Origin of the sequence: Novosphingobium sp. (assembly GCF_027486195.1) — a bacterium.
Classification (GTDB): Bacteria; Pseudomonadota; Alphaproteobacteria; order Sphingomonadales; family Sphingomonadaceae; genus Novosphingobium.
In genome coordinates this window covers 16,607-33,946 of sequence record NZ_JAIXPP010000019.1, presented here as the reverse complement: position 1 = coordinate 33,946, position 17,340 = coordinate 16,607, and the positions used below count along the sequence as shown (strand labels likewise).

Genomic DNA, 17,340 nt, shown 5'->3' with positions numbered 1-17,340 from the left:
GCAGGAAGGCCCGCCAGGCTTCAGATCTGGCGGTACTGTGCCTGTGCGGCGGCAAGACCGTCCTTGCCGGTATCGTCCGCGATTCGCCGATCCGCACCCCCTGCGGTCGCAGCGCGGTCGATCGCGCGGGCCTGCTCATCGGGGTCAAAGCGTTCCCATCCTTCGCGGCCCAGCCGTTCGAGCGGCCGATAGCGGACCTTATACTGCATCCGCGCCGATCCTTCGACCCAATATCCGAGATAGACATAGGGAAGACCAATTCGGGCGGCATGAAGGATGTGGTCCAGAATGATGAAATTGCCAAGCCCCCGGCGCTCGGCATGATCGGGTTCGTAGAAGCTGTAGATCATCGACAGCCCATCGCCCTGACGGTCGGTCAGGCATGCGCCGACGAGTTTGCCGGGCTTCCCGTCGACACCAGGCTCGCGATACTCGATCACGAAGCTCTGGACCGGGGTGTGCTCGACCATGTCGGCGAAGTCCATCTCGTCCATCGAGGCCATGCCGCCACCGGGATGGCGCGCGGCCAGATAACGCTGGAGCAGCTCGAATTGTTCCGGCGTGGACCACGGCTTGCACGCGGAGACGACGAGATCGCTGTTGCGCTTGAGGTTCTTGCGCTGGGTGGCCGAAGGCACGAACTCACCCGCCGCCACGCGCACCGAAATGCAGGCCGAGCAATCGATGCAGCTGGGGCGATAGGCCACCGTCTGGCTGCGGCGAAAGCCGATGCGGCCCAGCGCATCGTTGAGCTCGTCGGCATTGGGGCCCTTGAGCTCCGTGAACACCTTTCGCTCCGTCTTCCCCGGCAGATAGGGGCACGGCATCGGGCTCGTCACGAAGAAGCGGGGAAAGCGGACGGGCGCAGTCACGGCCTGGGCGGTATCCTCTCGCGCCGCCGGACCATCCTGCAGCGCTGACAGAGGCAACATGCCTTACCCGGGCGATTGGTGAAAGAGCGATTAACCATCAAAGGTAGTTAATCGGCAGGGATTTCGCAGCCGTGCCCCAGACAGGCCGGTGACCGTACCGAAACGGGATGCGAACGGCCGGGAGTGTGACGAAAGAGGCTTAACCGAGTTCCACTTGCGTCACATCATAGCCCTTGGCGCGCAGGCTCGCGACCAGCAGATCGATCTGCTCGCGGTCGCGCGCCTCGCATTCGATCTCCGCGGTAAGGCCCTTGGCCGGCAGCGAGGTGAAGATGCGGTTGTGCCAGACCTCGAGAATGTTGACCTGGTGGCGGTTGAAATCCTCCACCACCTTGAACAGCGCGCCGGGCCGATCCTGCAGGGTGAGCCTGAGCCGGGCAAGGCGCCCGGAGCGGGCAAGATCGCGCAGCAGCACGTTGGCGAGCAGGCGCGTATCGATATTGCCGCCGCACAGCACGAGGCCGATCTTGCGCCCGGCAAAGCGCTTGCGATGCGTCATCACCGCGGCCAGCCCGGCTGCGCCCGCGCCTTCAACCACGGTCTTCTCGATCTGCAGCAGCACCGCGACGGCGGTTTCCAGCGCCGGCTCGCTCACCAGCACGATATCGTCGACGATCTTCTTGAGCACGGCGGACGTAAACGTGCCAGGCTCCTTCACCGCGATGCCTTCGGCGATCGTATCGCCGCCGCAGGGCAGATCGAGGCCCTTGAGCTTGGCATACATCGAGGGGAACAGCGTGGCCTGCACACCGACCAGCCCGATCGAAGGCTTGATCCCGCGCGCGGCGGTGCCCATGCCCGAAAGCAGGCCGCCCCCGCCGATCGGTACGACCAGCGTATCAAGCCCGGGAATATCCTCCAGCATTTCGAGCGCGACGGTGCCTTGCCCTGCGGCCACATGGGGATCGTCGAAGGGATGGACGAAGGTCATGCCGCGCTCGGCCTCGAGCTTGCGGGCGTGGGCATAGGCCTCGTCGAACGTCTCGCCCTCGAGCACGACGTTGCCGCCGACGCTTTCGGTCTGCATGATCTTCACCGTGGGCGTGGTGCGCGGCATCACGATGGTGACGGGCATGCCAAGCCGCGTGCCGTGATACGAAAGCCCCTGCGCGTGGTTGCCTGCCGAAGCCGCGATCACACCCTTCGCGCGCTGTTCCTCGCTCAGCTGGAGCAGCGCATTGAGCGCGCCGCGCTCCTTGTAGGCGGCGGTGAACTGCAGGTTCTCGAACTTCAGCCAGATCTCCGCGCCGGTAATCTCGCTCAACGTCTTGCTGTGCAGCGTGGGCGTGCGCACGACCTGTCCGGCGATCCGCGCGGCAGCAGCGCGCACATCATCAAGGGTCAGCAGCGGGGCGGCGGTTGTCGTCGTGTTCATGGGCTACGGCCCCTAATCGAAACCTGCCCTGAAGGGAACCTTCGTCGCGATCAGCGCTTGCGTCGAGGCAGATTGAACAGGTGGAGCAAGGCCAGCACGGCCACGATCGCGATCGTATCGGCGATCCAATCGCGGATATCGCAATCGCGGTGGAGCGAGGGGATCGCCTGGAGCACCTCGACCAGCGCGCCGAGGAACGACAGCCGCTCGGCCAGGTGGAGCTTGGGAAAGCGCGGAAACGCCAACGCGCCGAGCAGCGCGAGCGTGCCAAAGGCCAGCATGTGCTGCGCCTTGTCGTTCAGTTCGGGAAGATTGGTCGCATGGGGAAGCAAGGCCAGCGTCACCGCGCCGGTCAGGCAGAGCCAGAAGGCAGGCGCGGCAAACGCGGCGAATCCAGAAGTGCGAGACCCAGAAGTGCTAGACATGGGCGGCGCGCTAGCCCGCGGCACCGTCGCGCGGCAAGCACCGTTTGCGCGGAGGTGGCGCGATTCTGGCTGGCAGCGCGCGGCAAAGCGGCTAGAACGCCGGGCATGACAGACGCAGCTTCCCTACCGCTCAACGTTTCCTTCCTTGGTCTTGGCGTAATGGGCGGGGCCATGGCCCGCCATCTCGGCACTGCCGGCCATCACCTCACCATCTACAACCGCACACCGGCGCGGGCACAGGCCTGGCAGGCCGCGAATCCGGGGCTTGCCGTGCGCGTGGCCACGAGCCCGGCGGAAGCGGCAGAGGGTGCGGACGTGGCGATCACCTGCGTCGGCAACGATGATGATCTCTCGGACGTTGTGCTCAGTCCCACCGGCGTGTTCTCTACGCTGAAGCGGGGCGCGCTGTTCATCGATCATACCACCGTTTCGGCACGAATTGCCCGCCAGATTGCGGTCGAGGGCCGCGACAAGGAGCTTCTTTGCGTCGATGCGCCCGTCACCGGCGGGCAATCGGGCGCCGAAGCGGGCACGCTTTCGATCATGTGCGGCGGCAGCGAAAAGGCGGTCGATGCGGCGCGCGAAGTGCTGTCCGCCTATGCCAAGCGCGTGGTCCATGTCGGCAAGCCCGGCGCGGGGCAGACCGCCAAGATGGCCAACCAGATGTGCATCGCCGGTGCCATCGCGGGCCTTGCCGAGGCTATCCGCTTCGCGCAGGCGGCGCGGCTCGATCTCGACAAAGTCTTCGAGGCGATCTCCGGCGGCGCTGCGCAATCGTGGCAGATGGACAACCGCTGGCACACCATGGCGAAGGACGAATTCGATTTCGGCTTCGCGGTCGACTGGATGCGCAAGGACCTCGGCCTCGCCATCGAGGAAGCGCGCGGCGTGGGGGCCAGCGTGCCCACCACCGCGCTGATCGACCAGTTCTACGCCGATGTGCAGGCACTGGGCGGCGGACGGCAGGACACGAGCGCCCTGATCCGCCGCCTGCCGCGCCGGGGGAACAACTGATGGTCCGTTTTGGCCTCGCCGCTTTCGCAACTTTGGCATTCGCCGCCCCCGCCCACGCCGACACCCTGATCGACAACGTGGCCGGCCAGACCATCGGCGCGGACGGCCATGTCGAGCGGTTCAAGGCCATGCTGATGGACGATGCCGGCGTGGTGAAGGCGCTGATCCACGAAGGCGAGAAGACGCCGAAGAAGGGTTTCCAGTATCGCATCGACGGCAAGGGGCGGATCATGCTGCCCGGCCTGATCGATGCGCACGTTCACGTGATGAGCACGGGCTTTGCCGCGCTGACGCTCGACCTTTCGGAAACGAACAGCCTTGCCGAGGCGCTCGAGAAAATCGCCGCCTATGCCAAGGCGCACCCCGACAGGCCGTGGCTGATCGGGCGCGGCTGGAATCAGGAGCGCTGGAAGCTTGGCCGCTTTCCGACCGCTGCAGAACTTGATGCCGTGGTCGCGGACCGCCCCGTCTGGCTTGAACGCGCCGATGGGCACGCCGGCTGGGCCAATACCGCAGCACTCAAGGCGGGCGGGGTGACCGCCGCAAGCAAGGCGCCCAGTGGGGGCGAAATCATCCACCTTGCCGATGGCAGCCCGGCGGGCGTGCTGGTCGACAACGCTTCCGATCTCGTCGGCGCGCATGTCCCGCCGCCAACAGCGCGCGATTACGACGCTGCCTTCGCGCTCGCCCAGCGCGAGTTCTACCGGCGCGGCCTCACCGCCGTGGCCGACATGGGCTCGACCATGGAAGACTGGCAGACCTTCCGCCGCGCGGGGGACCTCAACACGCTCTACGTGCGGATCATGGCCTATGGCTCGGGGATCGAGAACACGGTCGAGATCGGTGGCCCTGGCCCCTCGCCCTGGCTCTATGCAGACCGGCTGCGGCTCAACGGCGTGAAGCTCTATATGGACGGCGCGCTGGGATCGCGCGGGGCCTGGCTCAAGGCGCCCTACGCGGACAAGCCCGATACGCGCGGCCTCCCCCGCCTCACGCAGACGCAGCTCGGCAATCTGATGAGCCGCGCGGCGATGGACCAATACCAGATCGCCGTTCACGCCATCGGTGACGAGGCGAACGCGGTGCTGCTCGGTGCGATGGAAGACCTTGCGCAGACCTACAAGGGTGACCGGCGCTGGCGCATCGAGCATGCGCAGGTGATCGATCCTGCCGACTGGCCGATTGCCGCGCGGGTGGCAAAGTCGGTCGGCCTCATCGCCTCGATGCAGCCCGTCCACCAGACATCGGACCGCCTGATGGCGGAGGCCCGGCTCGGGCCGAACCGGCTGGCGGGTGCCTACGCCTGGGCTTCGGCGAAGGCGAACGGTGCGGTTCTGGCCTTCGGCTCGGACAGCCCGGTCGAGCTCCCCGATCCCTGGGCCGGCTTTGCCGCCGCGATCAGCCGCGTGGACGAAAACGGCCAGCCGCCGCAAGGCTGGCAGCCGCAGGAACGCGTCGGCCGCGAGACGGCACTGGCCGGATACACCGCGCAGGCCGCCTACGCCGGGTTCGCCGAAAAGCGCTTCGGCCGCCTCGCCCCGGGGCTGCGCGCCGATTTCATCTTCGTCGATACCGACCCGATGATCGCCACGCCCGAAGCCATCCGCAAGACCAGAGTGTTTGAAACCTGGGTCGGCGGCGGCAAGGTCTGGGACGCCGAAAAGCCCGATGGCGGCGCGGCGGGTGCGGAGCCGGTGAAGAAGTAGGGGCGGGCACGGTGTTAACCTGCAAGTGCATGAATCGGATATAAGGTCCCGGAACTGGCCGCTGCTTGCAGGGCTTCCCGCAGTTCTTTCAGACAATGGACCCGAATTTGATGCGCGTGGCAACGATCCCTTTGCCTTCGTTTGCCCTTGCTGCACTGGCCGGGGCGGCACTGGCTTCCTGCACGATCGAGACAGGTCCACGCGGGGACCAGTTTGACTATACTCGCAACGAGGACGGTTTCCTCGGGATCACGACCTCGACCGCTACTGCACGATTTCCGATGGAGGACGTGCCGGGCGCGCTGTTCCTTGTGGCAAAGTGCGTTCACAACGTCTCCCATCCCGAGAACAACGAACTGACCCTGACGGCGAGTTCGGTAGGCTCGAACTCAAGCGGCACCGGGCCATCGCTCGACGCCATGATCTACAAGCTCGATCAGGCTGAGCCCGTGGTGTATCGTGATCCGCAGCCCGCGTTTGATCCAGCCACGGAATTTCCCGCCACATCTGCTGGTTCGTGGCAACAGTCAGCCGCGAATGGAGCGGAAACCTTGCGCCTTCCCGCCAGCAACTCCCAAGACGTTTATGTCAATCTGCAACAGCTGCTTTCCCGGCTGCCGAAAAGTCCGCAAACCATCGCCCTGCGCTTCGTTCACGGAGGATCCGGGAGCGGCCAGTTTGGCAGCGGGACCGTCCAGGAATACGCGCAGTACAGCTTCAAGGACGTGTCCATCGCGGTGAACGGAACCAACTTCGGCCGCATCCTGACCGATTGCCGGAAGGGCGGATGATCGCGCATGAGTCATGGTGGACGGACCCGCCCTTGGCTGGATAGAACACCAGCTTCGCCAGCCGAGGAACCAAGGCAATGACCGACCTGATCCTGCACCACTACCCGGAATCGCCCTTCTCGGAAAAGGTGCGGGCCATCTTCGGCGCCAAGGGGCTGGCTTGGCGCTCGCTGCAGGTATCGATGGTCATGCCGCGCCCGGCGACCATTGCGCTCACTGGCGGATACCGGCGCATTCCGGTGCTGCAGGTCGGCGCGGACGTCTACTGCGATACCGCGCTGATTGCCGAATACCTCGACAGCAAGGGCAGCGGCCCCAGCCTCTTTCCCGCCAGCCAGTTGCTTGCCGTGCAAACTCTAGCGCGCTGGGTGGATACCGAGCTGTTCTGGGCCGCCGTTACGCTGCGCTTCCTGCCCGAGAATATGGGCAATTTCTTCGCCGATCCCGCCACCGCGCAGGCCTTCGCCGAGGACCGCGCCAACTTCGCGCAAGGCGCGCAGGTTCGCCGTCCCGCCGTCGATGAGGCCAAGGCGCGCTACGCCCGGTTCCTTGCCGAAATGGAGGCCCAGCTCGGCGATGGCCGTGCCTGCCTGTTCGGTGCAGGCGTCAGCGTTGCCGATTTCGCGGTCTACCACATGCTGTGGTTCATCCACGCTGGCGGCGGCATGGCCGACTGGCTCGCAGCCCACACCCGCGTCAGCGGCTGGATGGACCGCATGCGCAAGTTCGGCGAGCATCCTGGCGAGGCGATCACGGCGGACGATGCGCTCGCCACCGCCCACGCCGCCGATCCCCTGCCCGTCGAGCAGGCCAGCGACATCCCCGCCTTCCCGCCCGGCACCGAAGTCAACGTGGCCCCGGTCGATTACGGTGTGATGCCAAGCCACGGCACCCTGCTGCGGTGCGACACCCAGGCCATCGTGATCCGCCGCGAACACGCGTTGACCGGAATCGTTCACGTTCACTTTCCGCGGCACGGATTCGGTGTGACGCGATACTGACCGATCAGGCCCCGGCGATTTCGGCCTTGGCCTTTTCCGCAGCGTCCTTGTTCTCGGCAAAGCGCATCACGACGAGCGTGCCTTCGAAGAGGATCATCAGCGGAATCGCGAGCATGAGCTGGCTGAGCACATCGGGCGGGGTGATCACGGCAGCGAGCGCGGTGATGCCGACGATCACGTAGCGCCGCGCCGCCACGAGCTGCGCGCGGGTGACGATCCCGGCGCGGTTCAGCAGCATCAGCAGCACGGGCAGAAGGAAGCTGATCCCGAAGGCGAAGATGAACTGCATCACGAGATTGAGATATTCCTCGATCCCCGGCAGCGCCTCGAGTTGCAGGCCGCCGCGATCCCCCTGGAAGCCGATGAACCAGCGGAAAGCAGTGGGCATCACGATGAAATAGGCAAGGCTTGCGCCCATCGTGAAGAGGATCGGCGTCGCGATCAGGAAGGGCAGGAAGGCCTTCTTCTCGCGCGCATAGAGCCCCGGCGCGATGAAGGCCCAAAGCTGGTTGGAGATCACCGGGAAGCTGACCATTAACGCTGCGAAGAGCGACACCTTCAAGTCGACGAAGAACGCCGAATAGAGCTTGGTGTAGATGAGCTTGCCCTGCCCCGCCGGAAAGGCATGGACCAGCGGCTGGACCAGAATCGCGAGGATCTGGTTGGCAAAATAGAAGCACACCACGAAGGCAATCGCGATGGCATAGACGCAGCGCAGCAGTCGGGTGCGCAGCTCCAACAGGTGATCGAGCAGCGGGGCCTGCGTCTCGTCGATATCGCTAACCATCATGCGCTGCCCCGTGGTCGCGCGGGGCGTTCGGCGATGGGGAGCATTTCGCCAACCGATTCGGCCAGCGGCTCGGCCAGTGCCTCGGCCAGTGGCTCGCTAGGCGCGACAGCGGCCACTTCGGGATCGATTGGCGCTGGCGCGGGCAGCGCCTGCATGAGAGGCGGCGGATCGTTCTGGTCGGCGGTTGCCTCGGCGCTCTGGCCTGCGGCTGGATCAGGTGCGGGATGAGCCGCCATGATCGCCGCGTTCTGTTCCTTCCACTTGCGCTCCATCTCCTCCATCTCCGCCTCGCGGATCATGGTTTCGAGGCCGGTGCGGAAGTGGCCGGAAACACGGCGGATCTTGCCGATCCAGCGACCGGCGGTGCGCAATGCAAGCGGCAGGTCTTTCGGACCGATGACGATGATCGCCACGATCACGACGAGGAGCATCTCGTCTGGCGCAATGCCGAACATCGTATCAGGCCTGAGAGGTCAGCGGATCAGGCGGCGGGGCCGGAGCCGGTCTGCTCTGGCTGGGCGGTGGGCGTGGCCGGGGCCACCGGCTGCTGCTGGATCTGCGCGGGCGGCTGGACAAGCGGCGTGTCCGCGCCCTCGTTCATGCCCTGCTTGAAGCTTTTGATACCCTTGCCGAAATCGCCCATCATCTCGGAAATGCGGCCACGGCCGAACAGGATGAGGACAACCAGCGCCAGAATGATCAGATGCGGAAGGGACAGAGCGCCCATGGGTATTCTCCTTTATGTCCCTCCAGATAGGACATCCTGCGGGAAACTGCCAGCAAGCTCGCGAAGATTCGTCAAGCCTCGTTTGCTTCGTCCGGTTCCTCGTCCGGTTCCCCGCCCGTTTCAACGTCCTGCTCTCCGGCAAACACTGCCTCGACCGGATCGAGCAGTCCCGCCGCGCGCAATTCCTCGATCCCCGGCAAGTCGCGCCGCGATTCGAGGCCAAAATGCGCGAGAAACGCCGGCGTCGTCGCGTAGATCGTCGGGCGGCCCGGCCCTTCGCGGCGGCCCGCAACCTTGATCCAGCCCGCTTCCATCAGCACGTCCAAGGTGCCCTTGGCGGTCTGCACGCCGCGGATCGCCTCGATCTCGGCGCGGCTGACGGGTTCGTGATAGGCGATGATCGCCAGCGCCTCGGTCGCCGCGCGCGAAAGGCGGCGCACGTCCTCGCGCTCGCGGCGCAGCAAGTGAGCGAGATCGGGCGCAGTCTGGAAGTGCCAGGACGTCCCCCGCATGACGAGTTCGATCCCGCGCCCGGCGTAGTGGGCGGCCAGCGCTTCGAGCGCGGGGGCCACGTCCGCCCCGCCAAGATGGCGTGAGAGCTCTTCAGCGGTCATCGGCGCTTCGGCGGCGAACAGCGCGGCCTCGACCGCGCGTTCGATTTCGTCCGGCGGGTTCATCCGCGCCCTCGGCGCAGCATCAACGGCGCGAAAGTCGCTTCCTGCGCCAGTTCGACCTTGCCCTGCTTGGCAAGTTCGAGCGCGGCGACAAAGCTGGAGGCAAGCGCCGAGCGAGCAAGGCGTGGATCGCCGCCGACTTCCTGCACCGGGAGGAAAAGGCTGAGTTCGGTCCAGTCGATCGCCGCGCCGATCAGCGCCTCGACCCGCGCAATGGCGGCTTCCAGCGTCATCACCGGCCGCGCGCGGACCATGTGGACAACGGGCCGATTGCGGTGCTGGACATGGCCATAGGCTTGCATCAGCGCGAAGAGATCGCACTGCCAACTGACCTGCCGGTCGACGCGCAGCCCCTCTGGCGCGCCGCGCGCGAACACATCTCGCCCCAGCCGGTCGCGCGCCATGAGCCGCGCACCCGCCTCGCGCATCGCGCCGAGGCGCTGGAGGCGCAGTTGCAGGCGCAGCGCGAGTTCCTCGGGGCTCGGCTGGACTTCGGGATCGCGCGGCAGGAGCAGCAGTGATTTCAGCCAGGCGAGCCAGGCCGCCATGACGAGGTAATCCGCCGCGAGTTCGAGCCGCTGCGCCCCGGCGCGTTCCACGTAAGCGAGGTATTGATCAACGAGCGCGAGGATCGAGATCTTGCGCAGATCGACCTTCTGCCGCCGCGCCAGATCGAGCAGGAGATGGAGCGGCCCTTCCCAGCCGTCGATGGCCAGCGTCAGCGTGTCAGGCTCCCCGCTGCGCGCTTCGGGCGGTACATCGAGCGGGCTGTCATCCCAATCATCGCCCGCCAGCGGGGCAGCAAGGGCGGCTTCCTCGATCACGCCGCGAGTGCCAGCAGCCGGTCGCGCGTCTCGGTGCGCTCAGCCTGCCGGGCGAGGTCGGCCGGGGCGCTGAAATCACCGGTCGCGGCCAGCGCGCGCTCCAGCCGCGCCGCGGTCTCGGCAGACATTGGCGCAAGCGCGCTCGCGATGCCGACCATGTCGTCCATCTTCGCCCAGCAGTTGAGCGCAATATCGCAGCCCGCCGCCTGCGCCCGCGCAGCGCGATCGGGCACCGCGCCGCCGAGCGCCTGCATGTCGAGATCGTCGGTGAGGAGCAGGCCGTCAAAACCGATGCGGGTGCGGATCACGTCGTGGATCACCGTGGACGAGAGCGTGGCGGGGTTCTCGTCGTCCCACGCGGTGTAGCGCACATGGGCTGTCATGCCGATCCGGCTGTCGTTCAGGCTACGGAAGGGCGCGAGGTCGGTTTCAAGGTCCTCGGCACTGGCAGTGACGGTGGGGAGCTCCTTGTGGCTATCCACCCCGGCGCGGCCGTGGCCGGGGATGTGCTTGATCACGCCCGCGACGCCAGCGCGTGCGAGGCCCTCCAGCATGGCCCGGCCCAGTGCCGCCACGCGCAGCGGCTCGTGCCCCAGAGCGCGGTCGCCGATCACGTCGTGCGCGCCCGGTTGCCGCACATCGAGCAGCGGCAGGCAATCGACGCTGATGCCCACTTCGGCAAGGTCGATCCCCAGCGCTTCGGCATGGGCGCGTGCGGCCTCGATCGCGCTGATCGGGGCGCGTTCGTAGAGCCGGTCGAACGCCGCGCCCGGGGGGTAGGCCGCCCAGACCGGCGGCTTCATCCGCGCGACACGGCCGCCTTCCTGATCGATGCAGATGAACGTGCGCTCGCGCCCGTGCAGCTCTCGCAGCGCATCCGTCAGTGCGCGAAGCTGGGCGCGACTTTCGACGTTGCGGCCAAACAGGATGTAGCCCGCCGGATCGGCATCGCGGAAGAAAGCGCGCTCGTCATCGCTGAGAGAGAGGCCCGATAAGCCAAAGATCGCCGGGAGCATGGGAGTGGATTCGCCCAATCCCGCCGCGCGCGCAAGGTTTGAGGCTGTGGATCGTGGGGGAAAAGGGGGAAAGAACCCTTCCGACCCGCCTGCGGCGGGCCACCTCCCGATTTGTCCCTGCGGGAAAAATGGATAGGTGACAGCCAGCAGGGCTGACGGAGGGGAAATCAGATCAGCGCTTCACCTGGCACTTGAGGCCGCCGGCCTGCAGCTTGGCGCAAAGCGCGTTGGCAGCCGCAAAGTCTCCCGCCACGGCCTGCAGACGGAACACGGTCGCCATATCGGCCTTGCCCTCGACCACGCGGTGCGACAGGCCCGAGAGGGCATCATGCGCGGAGACGAGCTTGGACCACGCCGTTTCAGCCGACGCAGCTGTCGAAAACGCGCCCACCTGCACGCCGATGCCCGATGCGGGGCCAGCCGGTGCCGGCGCAGAAGCCGCAGCGGAAGGCTTGGGAGCAGGAGTGGCGGGCGTTGAACCGGGGGCCGTGCTGCCGGCAAGATTGGCAACGGGCTTCTCGCCCTCGCTCACCTTGAAGCTCGCATCGCCGGTGCCTTCGAACGTCTTGCCGCCGGGATCCTTGGGCGCGATCTTGTAGGGTTCCTTGTCAGCCGTGATCAGGCTGCCATCGGCGGCGGCCGAGCCGGCGTTCCGGTGCGAAATCACGAAGATGCCGCCAACCAGCGCTGCCAGCAGCAGGAACGCCAGCACAGCAAAGCCGATCAGCCGGCTGTTGCCTTCCGCCGGTTCGTCGAAATCGACATCGTCCGCGCTTTCGAGCCAGGGCAGGCGTTCCTCGTCGCCAAGGGCGAGGCGATCGTCCTGCGCGCCATCGAAGGGCGTGCTGAGGGCATCATGCGCTGCGCCCTGCACCGCCTCGGTGCCCTCGTCGGCAGCGTGCTGCGCTGCTTCACCCCAAGCTGCCGGATTGATCGGCATGCCGGTGTTGTCGTCCCTTTCGCCGGTCCCCTCGGCTCCGCTGATAACCATCGCGTCAAAGCTCCTCGGCGGCCTCTACGCCCAGTATGGCCAGCCCGTTCTTCACCACTTGCCCGATTTGAACGCCGAGGAAAAGTCGTGCCGATGTCAGCGCTGCATCCTGTGCCACAATGAAGCGCTTGTCAGGCCGGTCGTTCCCCACGTTCCAGTAGGCGTGGAAGCCGGCGGCGAGGTCGTAGAGGAAGAACGCCACGCGGTGCGGCTCGCGCGCGGCGGCCGCGCTTTCGACCACACGCGGGAACTGCGCGGCGAGCTTGACGAGGCCAAGCTCCTCCGCACCGAGCAGCGCGACATGTTCCGGCGCGGGCGCAAAGCCCTCTGCCGCCGCCTTGCGCAAGGTGGAGTGGATGCGCGCATGGGCATACTGCACATAGAACACCGGATTGTCCTTCGAGGCTTCGACCACCTTGTCGAAATCGAAGTCCATCTGCGCATCGGGCTTGCGGGTGAGCATGGTGAAGCGCACCACGTCCTTGCCGACCATATCGACGACATCGGCAAGCGTGACGAAATTGCCCGAGCGCTTCGACATCTTGAAGGGCTGGCCGCCCTTCATCAGCTGGACCATCTGGACGAGCTTGACCTCGAACGGCTTGGGCGTGCCGGATTCGGCGCTCGTCAGCGCGGCGACGGCGGCCTTGATCCGCTTGACGGTGCCGGCATGGTCCGCACCCCAGATATCAACGAGCGCGTCCGCTGCCTGTGCTTTCTGGAAATGGTAGGCGAGGTCCGCGCCGAAATAGGTCCAGCTGCCGTTCGATTTCTTGATCGGGCGGTCCTGATCGTCGCCGAACTTGGTCGAGCGGAACAGCGGCAGCGCCACCGGTTCCCAATCATCTGGCAGCCTGCCCTTGGGTGCCTCAAGCTCCCCATCATAGACGAGATCATGCGCGCGCAGCCACGTTTCGGCCGCATCGACCTTGCCCGAGGCCTGCAGTTCCGCCTCTGACGAGAACAGATCGTGATGGATGCCAAGCGTGGCGAGATCGGCGCGGATCATGTCCATCATGGCTGCGACAGCGCGGGTGCGGAAGGGCACGAGCCAATCGGCTTCGAGCGCCTTGGCATAGGCATCACCGAATTCGGCGGCAAGCGCCTGCCCGACCGGCACCAGATATTCACCCGGATAGAGCCCTTCGGGCACGGCGCCGACTGCCTCGCCAAGCGCCTCGCGGTACCGCAAGTGGACCGAGCGGGCGAGCACATCGACCTGCGCGCCCGCATCGTTGACGTAGTATTCGCGCGTGACCCGGTGCCCGGCGAATTCGAGCAGGCTGGCGAGCGCATCGCCCACCACCGCGCCGCGGCAGTGGCCCATGTGCATCGGCCCGGTCGGGTTGGCCGACACGTACTCGACATTCACCATGCTGCCCCCGCCCATCCCGGAGCGGCCATAGTCGCCAGCCTTCGCGGCGATCAGCGCGAGTTCGGCAAGCCAGGCGCTATCGGCCAGCCGCAGGTTGATGAAGCCCGGCCCGGCGATCTCGGCGGAGGCGACGCGGGGTTCGCGCGACAGCTCTTCCACCAGCAGGGCGGCAAGCGCGCGCGGATTGGTGCCGGCTGGCTTGGCCAGCACCATCGCGGCGTTGGTGGAGATATCGCCATGGCTGGCCTCGCGCGGCGGCTCGCAGGTCACGCCGCTTCGTGCAAGGCCCTCGGGCAGCGTGCCGGCGGCGACCAGCGCATCGAGCGCGCGGTCGATCACACCGGCGAAATCGGCGAAGAGGGGAAGAGCGGAAGCGGTTGCGGTATCGGTCATGAGCGCGCCGTTAGCCCAACCGCGCGCGTTCGCCAACAAACTAGCGCGCCGGTTGGTGAAGCGGACGCGTCGCGCCAGATTACCGCGTGGCGTTGTACTTCAGCTGCGCATCGGTGAGCTGGAAGCCCACCACCAGCTCGAAGCTCGCCTTGGCGAGCGCCGAGCGCACTTCGGGGAGCGCAAGCGGATCGGTTGCGGCGTCGGCCTGCCCGGCCTTGCGCTTGCGGGTGAGGAGCTTGCGCACGTTATCGGGCAGCGTCGCTTCGCTGCGGTCGACTGTCGAACCGGCACGGCCCGTGGCCTGCGCGCGCTCCTGCCCGTCAGCGAAATCGATCGTCACGGAGCCGAGCCGCTTGGCGATGACGACATTGCCGCCGCGCATCACGGCGGAGAAATAAGGAAGCACCACCCGGCGCGCGCCCCGCGTATCGGTGCGGCGCGCATAGACATCGAAGGTGGCTTCGGTGCTGAGCTGGGTCTGGCCCTTGGCATCATCGCAGGTGCTGCGCAGGTTGGTGATCGAGGCGGTGAGATCGATCGCGCCCGCATCGGTGCGGCCGGGATCGGTAAACAGCGTGACATCGCCGGTCATGTCCGGAATTTCCACCAGGGGGCACGGGCTGCGCAGCGCGGTGACGCCCACGCTGTCGTCCACCACCAGCTCGCCGCCGCCGCCCTTGCACGCGCCCAGCGTGCCCACGAGGGCCAGCGCAGCCAGCGGAGCGAGACGCCGGAACGAAGCAGGACGAAAGGCAGACGGGGTCATTCAGGCATCCTCGGGCAACGTAGAGCGCATCCTCTAGCCACCGCATTCCCCCGGCGCAATGCTGCATGCCCCCCTCGTGGCGGGTTTGCGCAGGCGCGCCCCCCTGCTAAGGTCGCCCGTGATGACCACCACCGCACCGACTTCGCCCGCTGCCGCCCAGAGCGGCCTTGCCCAAACCGATCTGGCCCCGCTCAAGCTGCTGATCGCTGCCCCGCGCGGTTTCTGCGCCGGGGTCGACCGCGCGATCGAAATTGTCGAGCGCGCGCTCGACCGGTTCGGCCAACCGGTCTTCGTGCGGCACGAGATCGTGCACAACCGCTTCGTGGTCGACGGGCTGAAGGCCAAGGGCGCGGTCTTCGTCGAGGAACTCGACGAAGTGCCCGATGGCGCACCGGTGGTGTTTTCCGCCCATGGCGTGCCCAAAGTGGTCCCCGCCGCCGCGACCGAACGCGGGCTCGACTGGCTTGATGCCACCTGTCCGCTGGTCAGCAAGGTCCACCGCCAGGCCGAACGGCAGGTTGAGGCGGGGCGGCACATCCTCTTCGTCGGCCACAAGGGGCACCCCGAGGTGATCGGCACGATGGGCCAGGTGCCCGAAGGCTCGATCACGCTGGTCGAAACGCTGGACGATGTGGCCGCGCTCGATTTCCCGGCGGGGACGGCGCTTTCATTCCTCACGCAGACGACGCTTTCGGTCGATGACACGCGCGAGATCGTCGCCGCGCTGCGGACACGTTTTCCCGATATCAGCGGCCCGCGCGCCGAGGACATCTGCTACGCCACGTCGAACCGGCAGACTGCGGTCAAGTCCATCGCGGCGCGGTGCCAGCTCCTGCTCGTGATCGGCGCGCCCAACAGCTCCAATTCGCTGCGCCTTGTCGAAGTGGCCGAGCGCGAGGGCACGCCCGCGCGCCTGATCCAGCGCGGCAGCGAGATCGATCCAAGCTGGCTTGTCGGGGTCGAGACGCTGGGCCTCACCGCCGGGGCATCCGCCCCCGAAGTGCTGGTGCGCGAAGTGGTCGACCGGCTGCGGGAGTGGCGCACGGTGGAGGAAGAGACCGTGACCACCACGGTCGAGAACATGGTGTTCAAGCTGCCGCGCCAGCTCGCGGACTGAAGCTGGCCCCATGGCAGTCTACACACACCTCGGCGCGGAGGAGATGGCCGCGCTGATCGCCCGTTTCGATGTCGGCACGCTGGTTTCCGCGAAAGGGATCGCGGAGGGCGTCTCCAACAGCAACTGGCTGCTCGAGACGACCGGCGGAAATGGAAGCGGCGCGCGCTTCATCCTCACCATGTACGAATTCCGCATCGAGCTGGAAGACCTGCCCTACTTCCTGTCGCTGCTCGATCATCTGGCGGCGAGGGGTTGCCCGGTGCCGCGCACGATCCATGACCGGGAGGGCAACCTCTATGTCACCCGGCCCGGCCCCACGGGGGAAGACAAGGCGCTCGCGCTGATCGAGTACCTGCCCGGCGTCTCGGTCAGCACGCCGACCGCCGGACAGGCGCGCGCAGTGGGCGGTGAACTGGCGCGGCTGCATCTGGCCGCTGCCGATTTCCCCGGCAGCCGCGCCAATGGCATGGGCGTGGCGGAATGGCAGCGGCTGGCCGAGGCCTGCGGCGCGGAGGGCCTCGCGCGAATCAATCCCGAACTCGCGCAGATCGTCGCGAATGAACTGCCGCGCCTTGCACAAAGCTGGCCCACTGGCCTGCCCTCCGGCGTGATCCATGCCGATCTCTTTCCGGACAACGTGCTGATGCTGGGCGACAAGGTCACCGGCCTGATCGACTTCTACTTCGCCTGCAACGACATCATCGCCTACGATCTGGCGGTCACGCATGTCGCGTGGTGTTTCGACAAGGACGATACCTTCCGGCCCGACGTTTCGTCAGCGCTGATCGAAGGCTACGAAAGCGTGCGCCCGCTGAGCGCCGGGGAGCGCGCCGCGCTACCGCTGCTGGCCGAGGGCGCGGCGATGCGCTTTGCGATGAGCCGCGCGTGGGACTGGCTCAACACGCCCGCCGATGCACTCGTCACCCCCAAGGACCCGATGGGCCCGGCGCGGCGGCTGGGGTTCTACACGGCCAATCCGGGGATCTTTGCATGAAGCACGTCGCCATTTTCACCGACGGGGCCTGCAAGGGCAATCCCGGCAAGGGCGGCTGGGGCGCACTGCTGCGCATGGGCGAGGTGGAGAAGGAGCTTTCGGGCAGCGAGCGCGAAACCACCAACAACCGCATGGAAATGATGGCCGCCATCCGCGCGCTGGAGGCGCTCAAGCAGCCCTGCGCGGTCACGCTGCACACCGATAGCCGCTACGTGCTCGACGGGATCACCAAATGGATCTTCGGCTGGCAGAAGAAGGGCTGGAAGACGGCGGACAACAAGCCGGTCAAGAACGAAGACCTGTGGCGCGCGCTGGTCGCCGCGGCCCGTCCACACAAGATCGAATGGGTCTGGGTGAAAGGCCACGACGGCCACCCGGAGAACGAGCGGGTGGACAAACTCGCCAGCGATGCAGCTATTGCGGCCTGAT

Annotated in this window: 19 protein-coding genes; 7 read left to right on the top strand and 12 right to left on the bottom strand. The window is 66.7% G+C overall.

Annotation, left to right across the window (positions count from 1 at the left end; all coding sequences use genetic code 11):
• Positions 1–20: 20 nt before the first annotated feature.
• From Q0071_RS04160 to Q0071_RS04150, 3 genes are all read right to left on the bottom strand, one after another.
• The gene (locus Q0071_RS04160) at positions 21–872 is read right to left on the bottom strand and encodes an arginyltransferase (protein WP_298165646.1); all 852 of its coding nucleotides are present in this window, start codon (positions 870–872) and stop codon (positions 21–23) included.
• Positions 873–1,071: 199 nt separating this feature from the next.
• Positions 1,072–2,307, bottom strand: a complete 1,236-nt coding sequence (locus Q0071_RS04155) for a threonine ammonia-lyase (RefSeq protein ID WP_298165627.1) — start codon at positions 2,305–2,307, stop codon at positions 1,072–1,074.
• A gap of 50 nt (positions 2,308–2,357) precedes the next feature.
• Positions 2,358–2,732, bottom strand: coding sequence for a hypothetical protein (locus Q0071_RS04150; protein WP_298165624.1), 375 nt, complete (start codon positions 2,730–2,732; stop codon positions 2,358–2,360).
• Between the two features lie 105 nt (positions 2,733–2,837).
• On the opposite strand from Q0071_RS04150, the gene Q0071_RS04145 reads away from it, so the two are divergent.
• The 4 genes from Q0071_RS04145 (at position 2,838) to Q0071_RS04130 (ending at position 7,244) form a co-directional block, all read left to right on the top strand.
• Positions 2,838–3,746: an NAD(P)-dependent oxidoreductase gene (locus Q0071_RS04145; protein WP_298165622.1), complete on the top strand. Its 909-nt coding sequence runs from the start codon at positions 2,838–2,840 to the stop codon at positions 3,744–3,746.
• Positions 3,746–5,452, top strand: coding sequence for an amidohydrolase family protein (locus Q0071_RS04140; RefSeq protein WP_298165620.1), 1,707 nt, complete (start codon positions 3,746–3,748; stop codon positions 5,450–5,452). The genes Q0071_RS04145 and Q0071_RS04140 overlap by 1 nt, the downstream gene beginning before the upstream one ends.
• A gap of 65 nt (positions 5,453–5,517) precedes the next feature.
• Complete coding sequence (locus tag Q0071_RS04135) at positions 5,518–6,243, top strand: hypothetical protein (RefSeq protein WP_298165618.1); 726 nt, start codon at positions 5,518–5,520, stop codon at positions 6,241–6,243.
• Between the two features lie 77 nt (positions 6,244–6,320).
• Positions 6,321–7,244, top strand: coding sequence for a glutathione S-transferase family protein (locus Q0071_RS04130; protein WP_298165616.1), 924 nt, complete (start codon positions 6,321–6,323; stop codon positions 7,242–7,244).
• Between the two features lie 4 nt (positions 7,245–7,248).
• Here the strand turns inward: Q0071_RS04130 and tatC are convergent, their stop codons facing one another.
• The 9 genes from tatC to Q0071_RS04085 all read right to left on the bottom strand — a co-directional run bounded on the left by tatC (position 7,249) and on the right by Q0071_RS04085 (position 14,800).
• Positions 7,249–8,031 (bottom strand): twin-arginine translocase subunit TatC, encoded by a 783-nt coding sequence (gene tatC, locus Q0071_RS04125; RefSeq protein ID WP_298165644.1) that lies wholly within the window; start codon positions 8,029–8,031, stop codon positions 7,249–7,251.
• A complete protein-coding gene (tatB, locus tag Q0071_RS04120; RefSeq protein WP_298165613.1) occupies positions 8,031–8,489 on the bottom strand; it encodes a Sec-independent protein translocase protein TatB in 459 nt (152 codons plus the stop codon). Before tatB ends, tatC begins: the two co-directional genes overlap by 1 nt.
• A gap of 26 nt (positions 8,490–8,515) precedes the next feature.
• Complete coding sequence (tatA, locus tag Q0071_RS04115) at positions 8,516–8,761, bottom strand: twin-arginine translocase TatA/TatE family subunit (protein WP_298165611.1); 246 nt, start codon at positions 8,759–8,761, stop codon at positions 8,516–8,518.
• A gap of 71 nt (positions 8,762–8,832) precedes the next feature.
• Positions 8,833–9,438, bottom strand: coding sequence for an SMC-Scp complex subunit ScpB (gene scpB, locus Q0071_RS04110; protein WP_298165609.1), 606 nt, complete (start codon positions 9,436–9,438; stop codon positions 8,833–8,835).
• A complete protein-coding gene (locus Q0071_RS04105) occupies positions 9,435–10,157 on the bottom strand; it encodes a ScpA family protein (RefSeq protein WP_298165642.1) in 723 nt (240 codons plus the stop codon). Before Q0071_RS04105 ends, scpB begins: the two co-directional genes overlap by 4 nt.
• A 98-nt stretch (positions 10,158–10,255) precedes the next feature.
• On the bottom strand, positions 10,256–11,275 hold the full coding sequence (gene nagZ / locus Q0071_RS04100) for a beta-N-acetylhexosaminidase (RefSeq protein ID WP_298165607.1): 1,020 nt from the start codon (positions 11,273–11,275) through the stop codon (positions 10,256–10,258).
• 172 nt (positions 11,276–11,447) lie between these two features.
• Positions 11,448–12,266: an SPOR domain-containing protein gene (locus tag Q0071_RS04095; RefSeq protein WP_298165605.1), complete on the bottom strand. Its 819-nt coding sequence runs from the start codon at positions 12,264–12,266 to the stop codon at positions 11,448–11,450.
• Positions 12,267–12,270: 4 nt separating this feature from the next.
• Positions 12,271–14,034, bottom strand: a complete 1,764-nt coding sequence (gene argS / locus Q0071_RS04090) for an arginine--tRNA ligase (protein ID WP_298165603.1) — start codon at positions 14,032–14,034, stop codon at positions 12,271–12,273.
• Between the two features lie 79 nt (positions 14,035–14,113).
• The gene (locus Q0071_RS04085; protein WP_298165601.1) at positions 14,114–14,800 is read right to left on the bottom strand and encodes a hypothetical protein; all 687 of its coding nucleotides are present in this window, start codon (positions 14,798–14,800) and stop codon (positions 14,114–14,116) included.
• Between the two features lie 121 nt (positions 14,801–14,921).
• Here Q0071_RS04085 and ispH point away from each other — a divergent pair, with 121 nt between their 5' ends.
• Genes ispH through rnhA form a run of 3 tightly spaced genes read left to right on the top strand, consistent with a single transcriptional unit; the run spans position 14,922 to position 17,339 of the window.
• Positions 14,922–15,917 (top strand): 4-hydroxy-3-methylbut-2-enyl diphosphate reductase, encoded by a 996-nt coding sequence (gene ispH, locus Q0071_RS04080; protein ID WP_298165599.1) that lies wholly within the window; start codon positions 14,922–14,924, stop codon positions 15,915–15,917.
• A 10-nt stretch (positions 15,918–15,927) separates the two neighbouring features.
• Positions 15,928–16,911 carry a homoserine kinase gene (thrB, locus tag Q0071_RS04075; protein ID WP_298165597.1) on the top strand — a complete coding sequence of 328 codons (984 nt, stop codon included), beginning with the start codon at positions 15,928–15,930 and terminating at the stop codon, positions 16,909–16,911.
• Complete coding sequence (gene rnhA / locus Q0071_RS04070; RefSeq protein WP_298165595.1) at positions 16,908–17,339, top strand: ribonuclease HI; 432 nt, start codon at positions 16,908–16,910, stop codon at positions 17,337–17,339. The genes thrB and rnhA overlap by 4 nt, the downstream gene beginning before the upstream one ends.
• Position 17,340 lies beyond the last annotated feature (1 nt).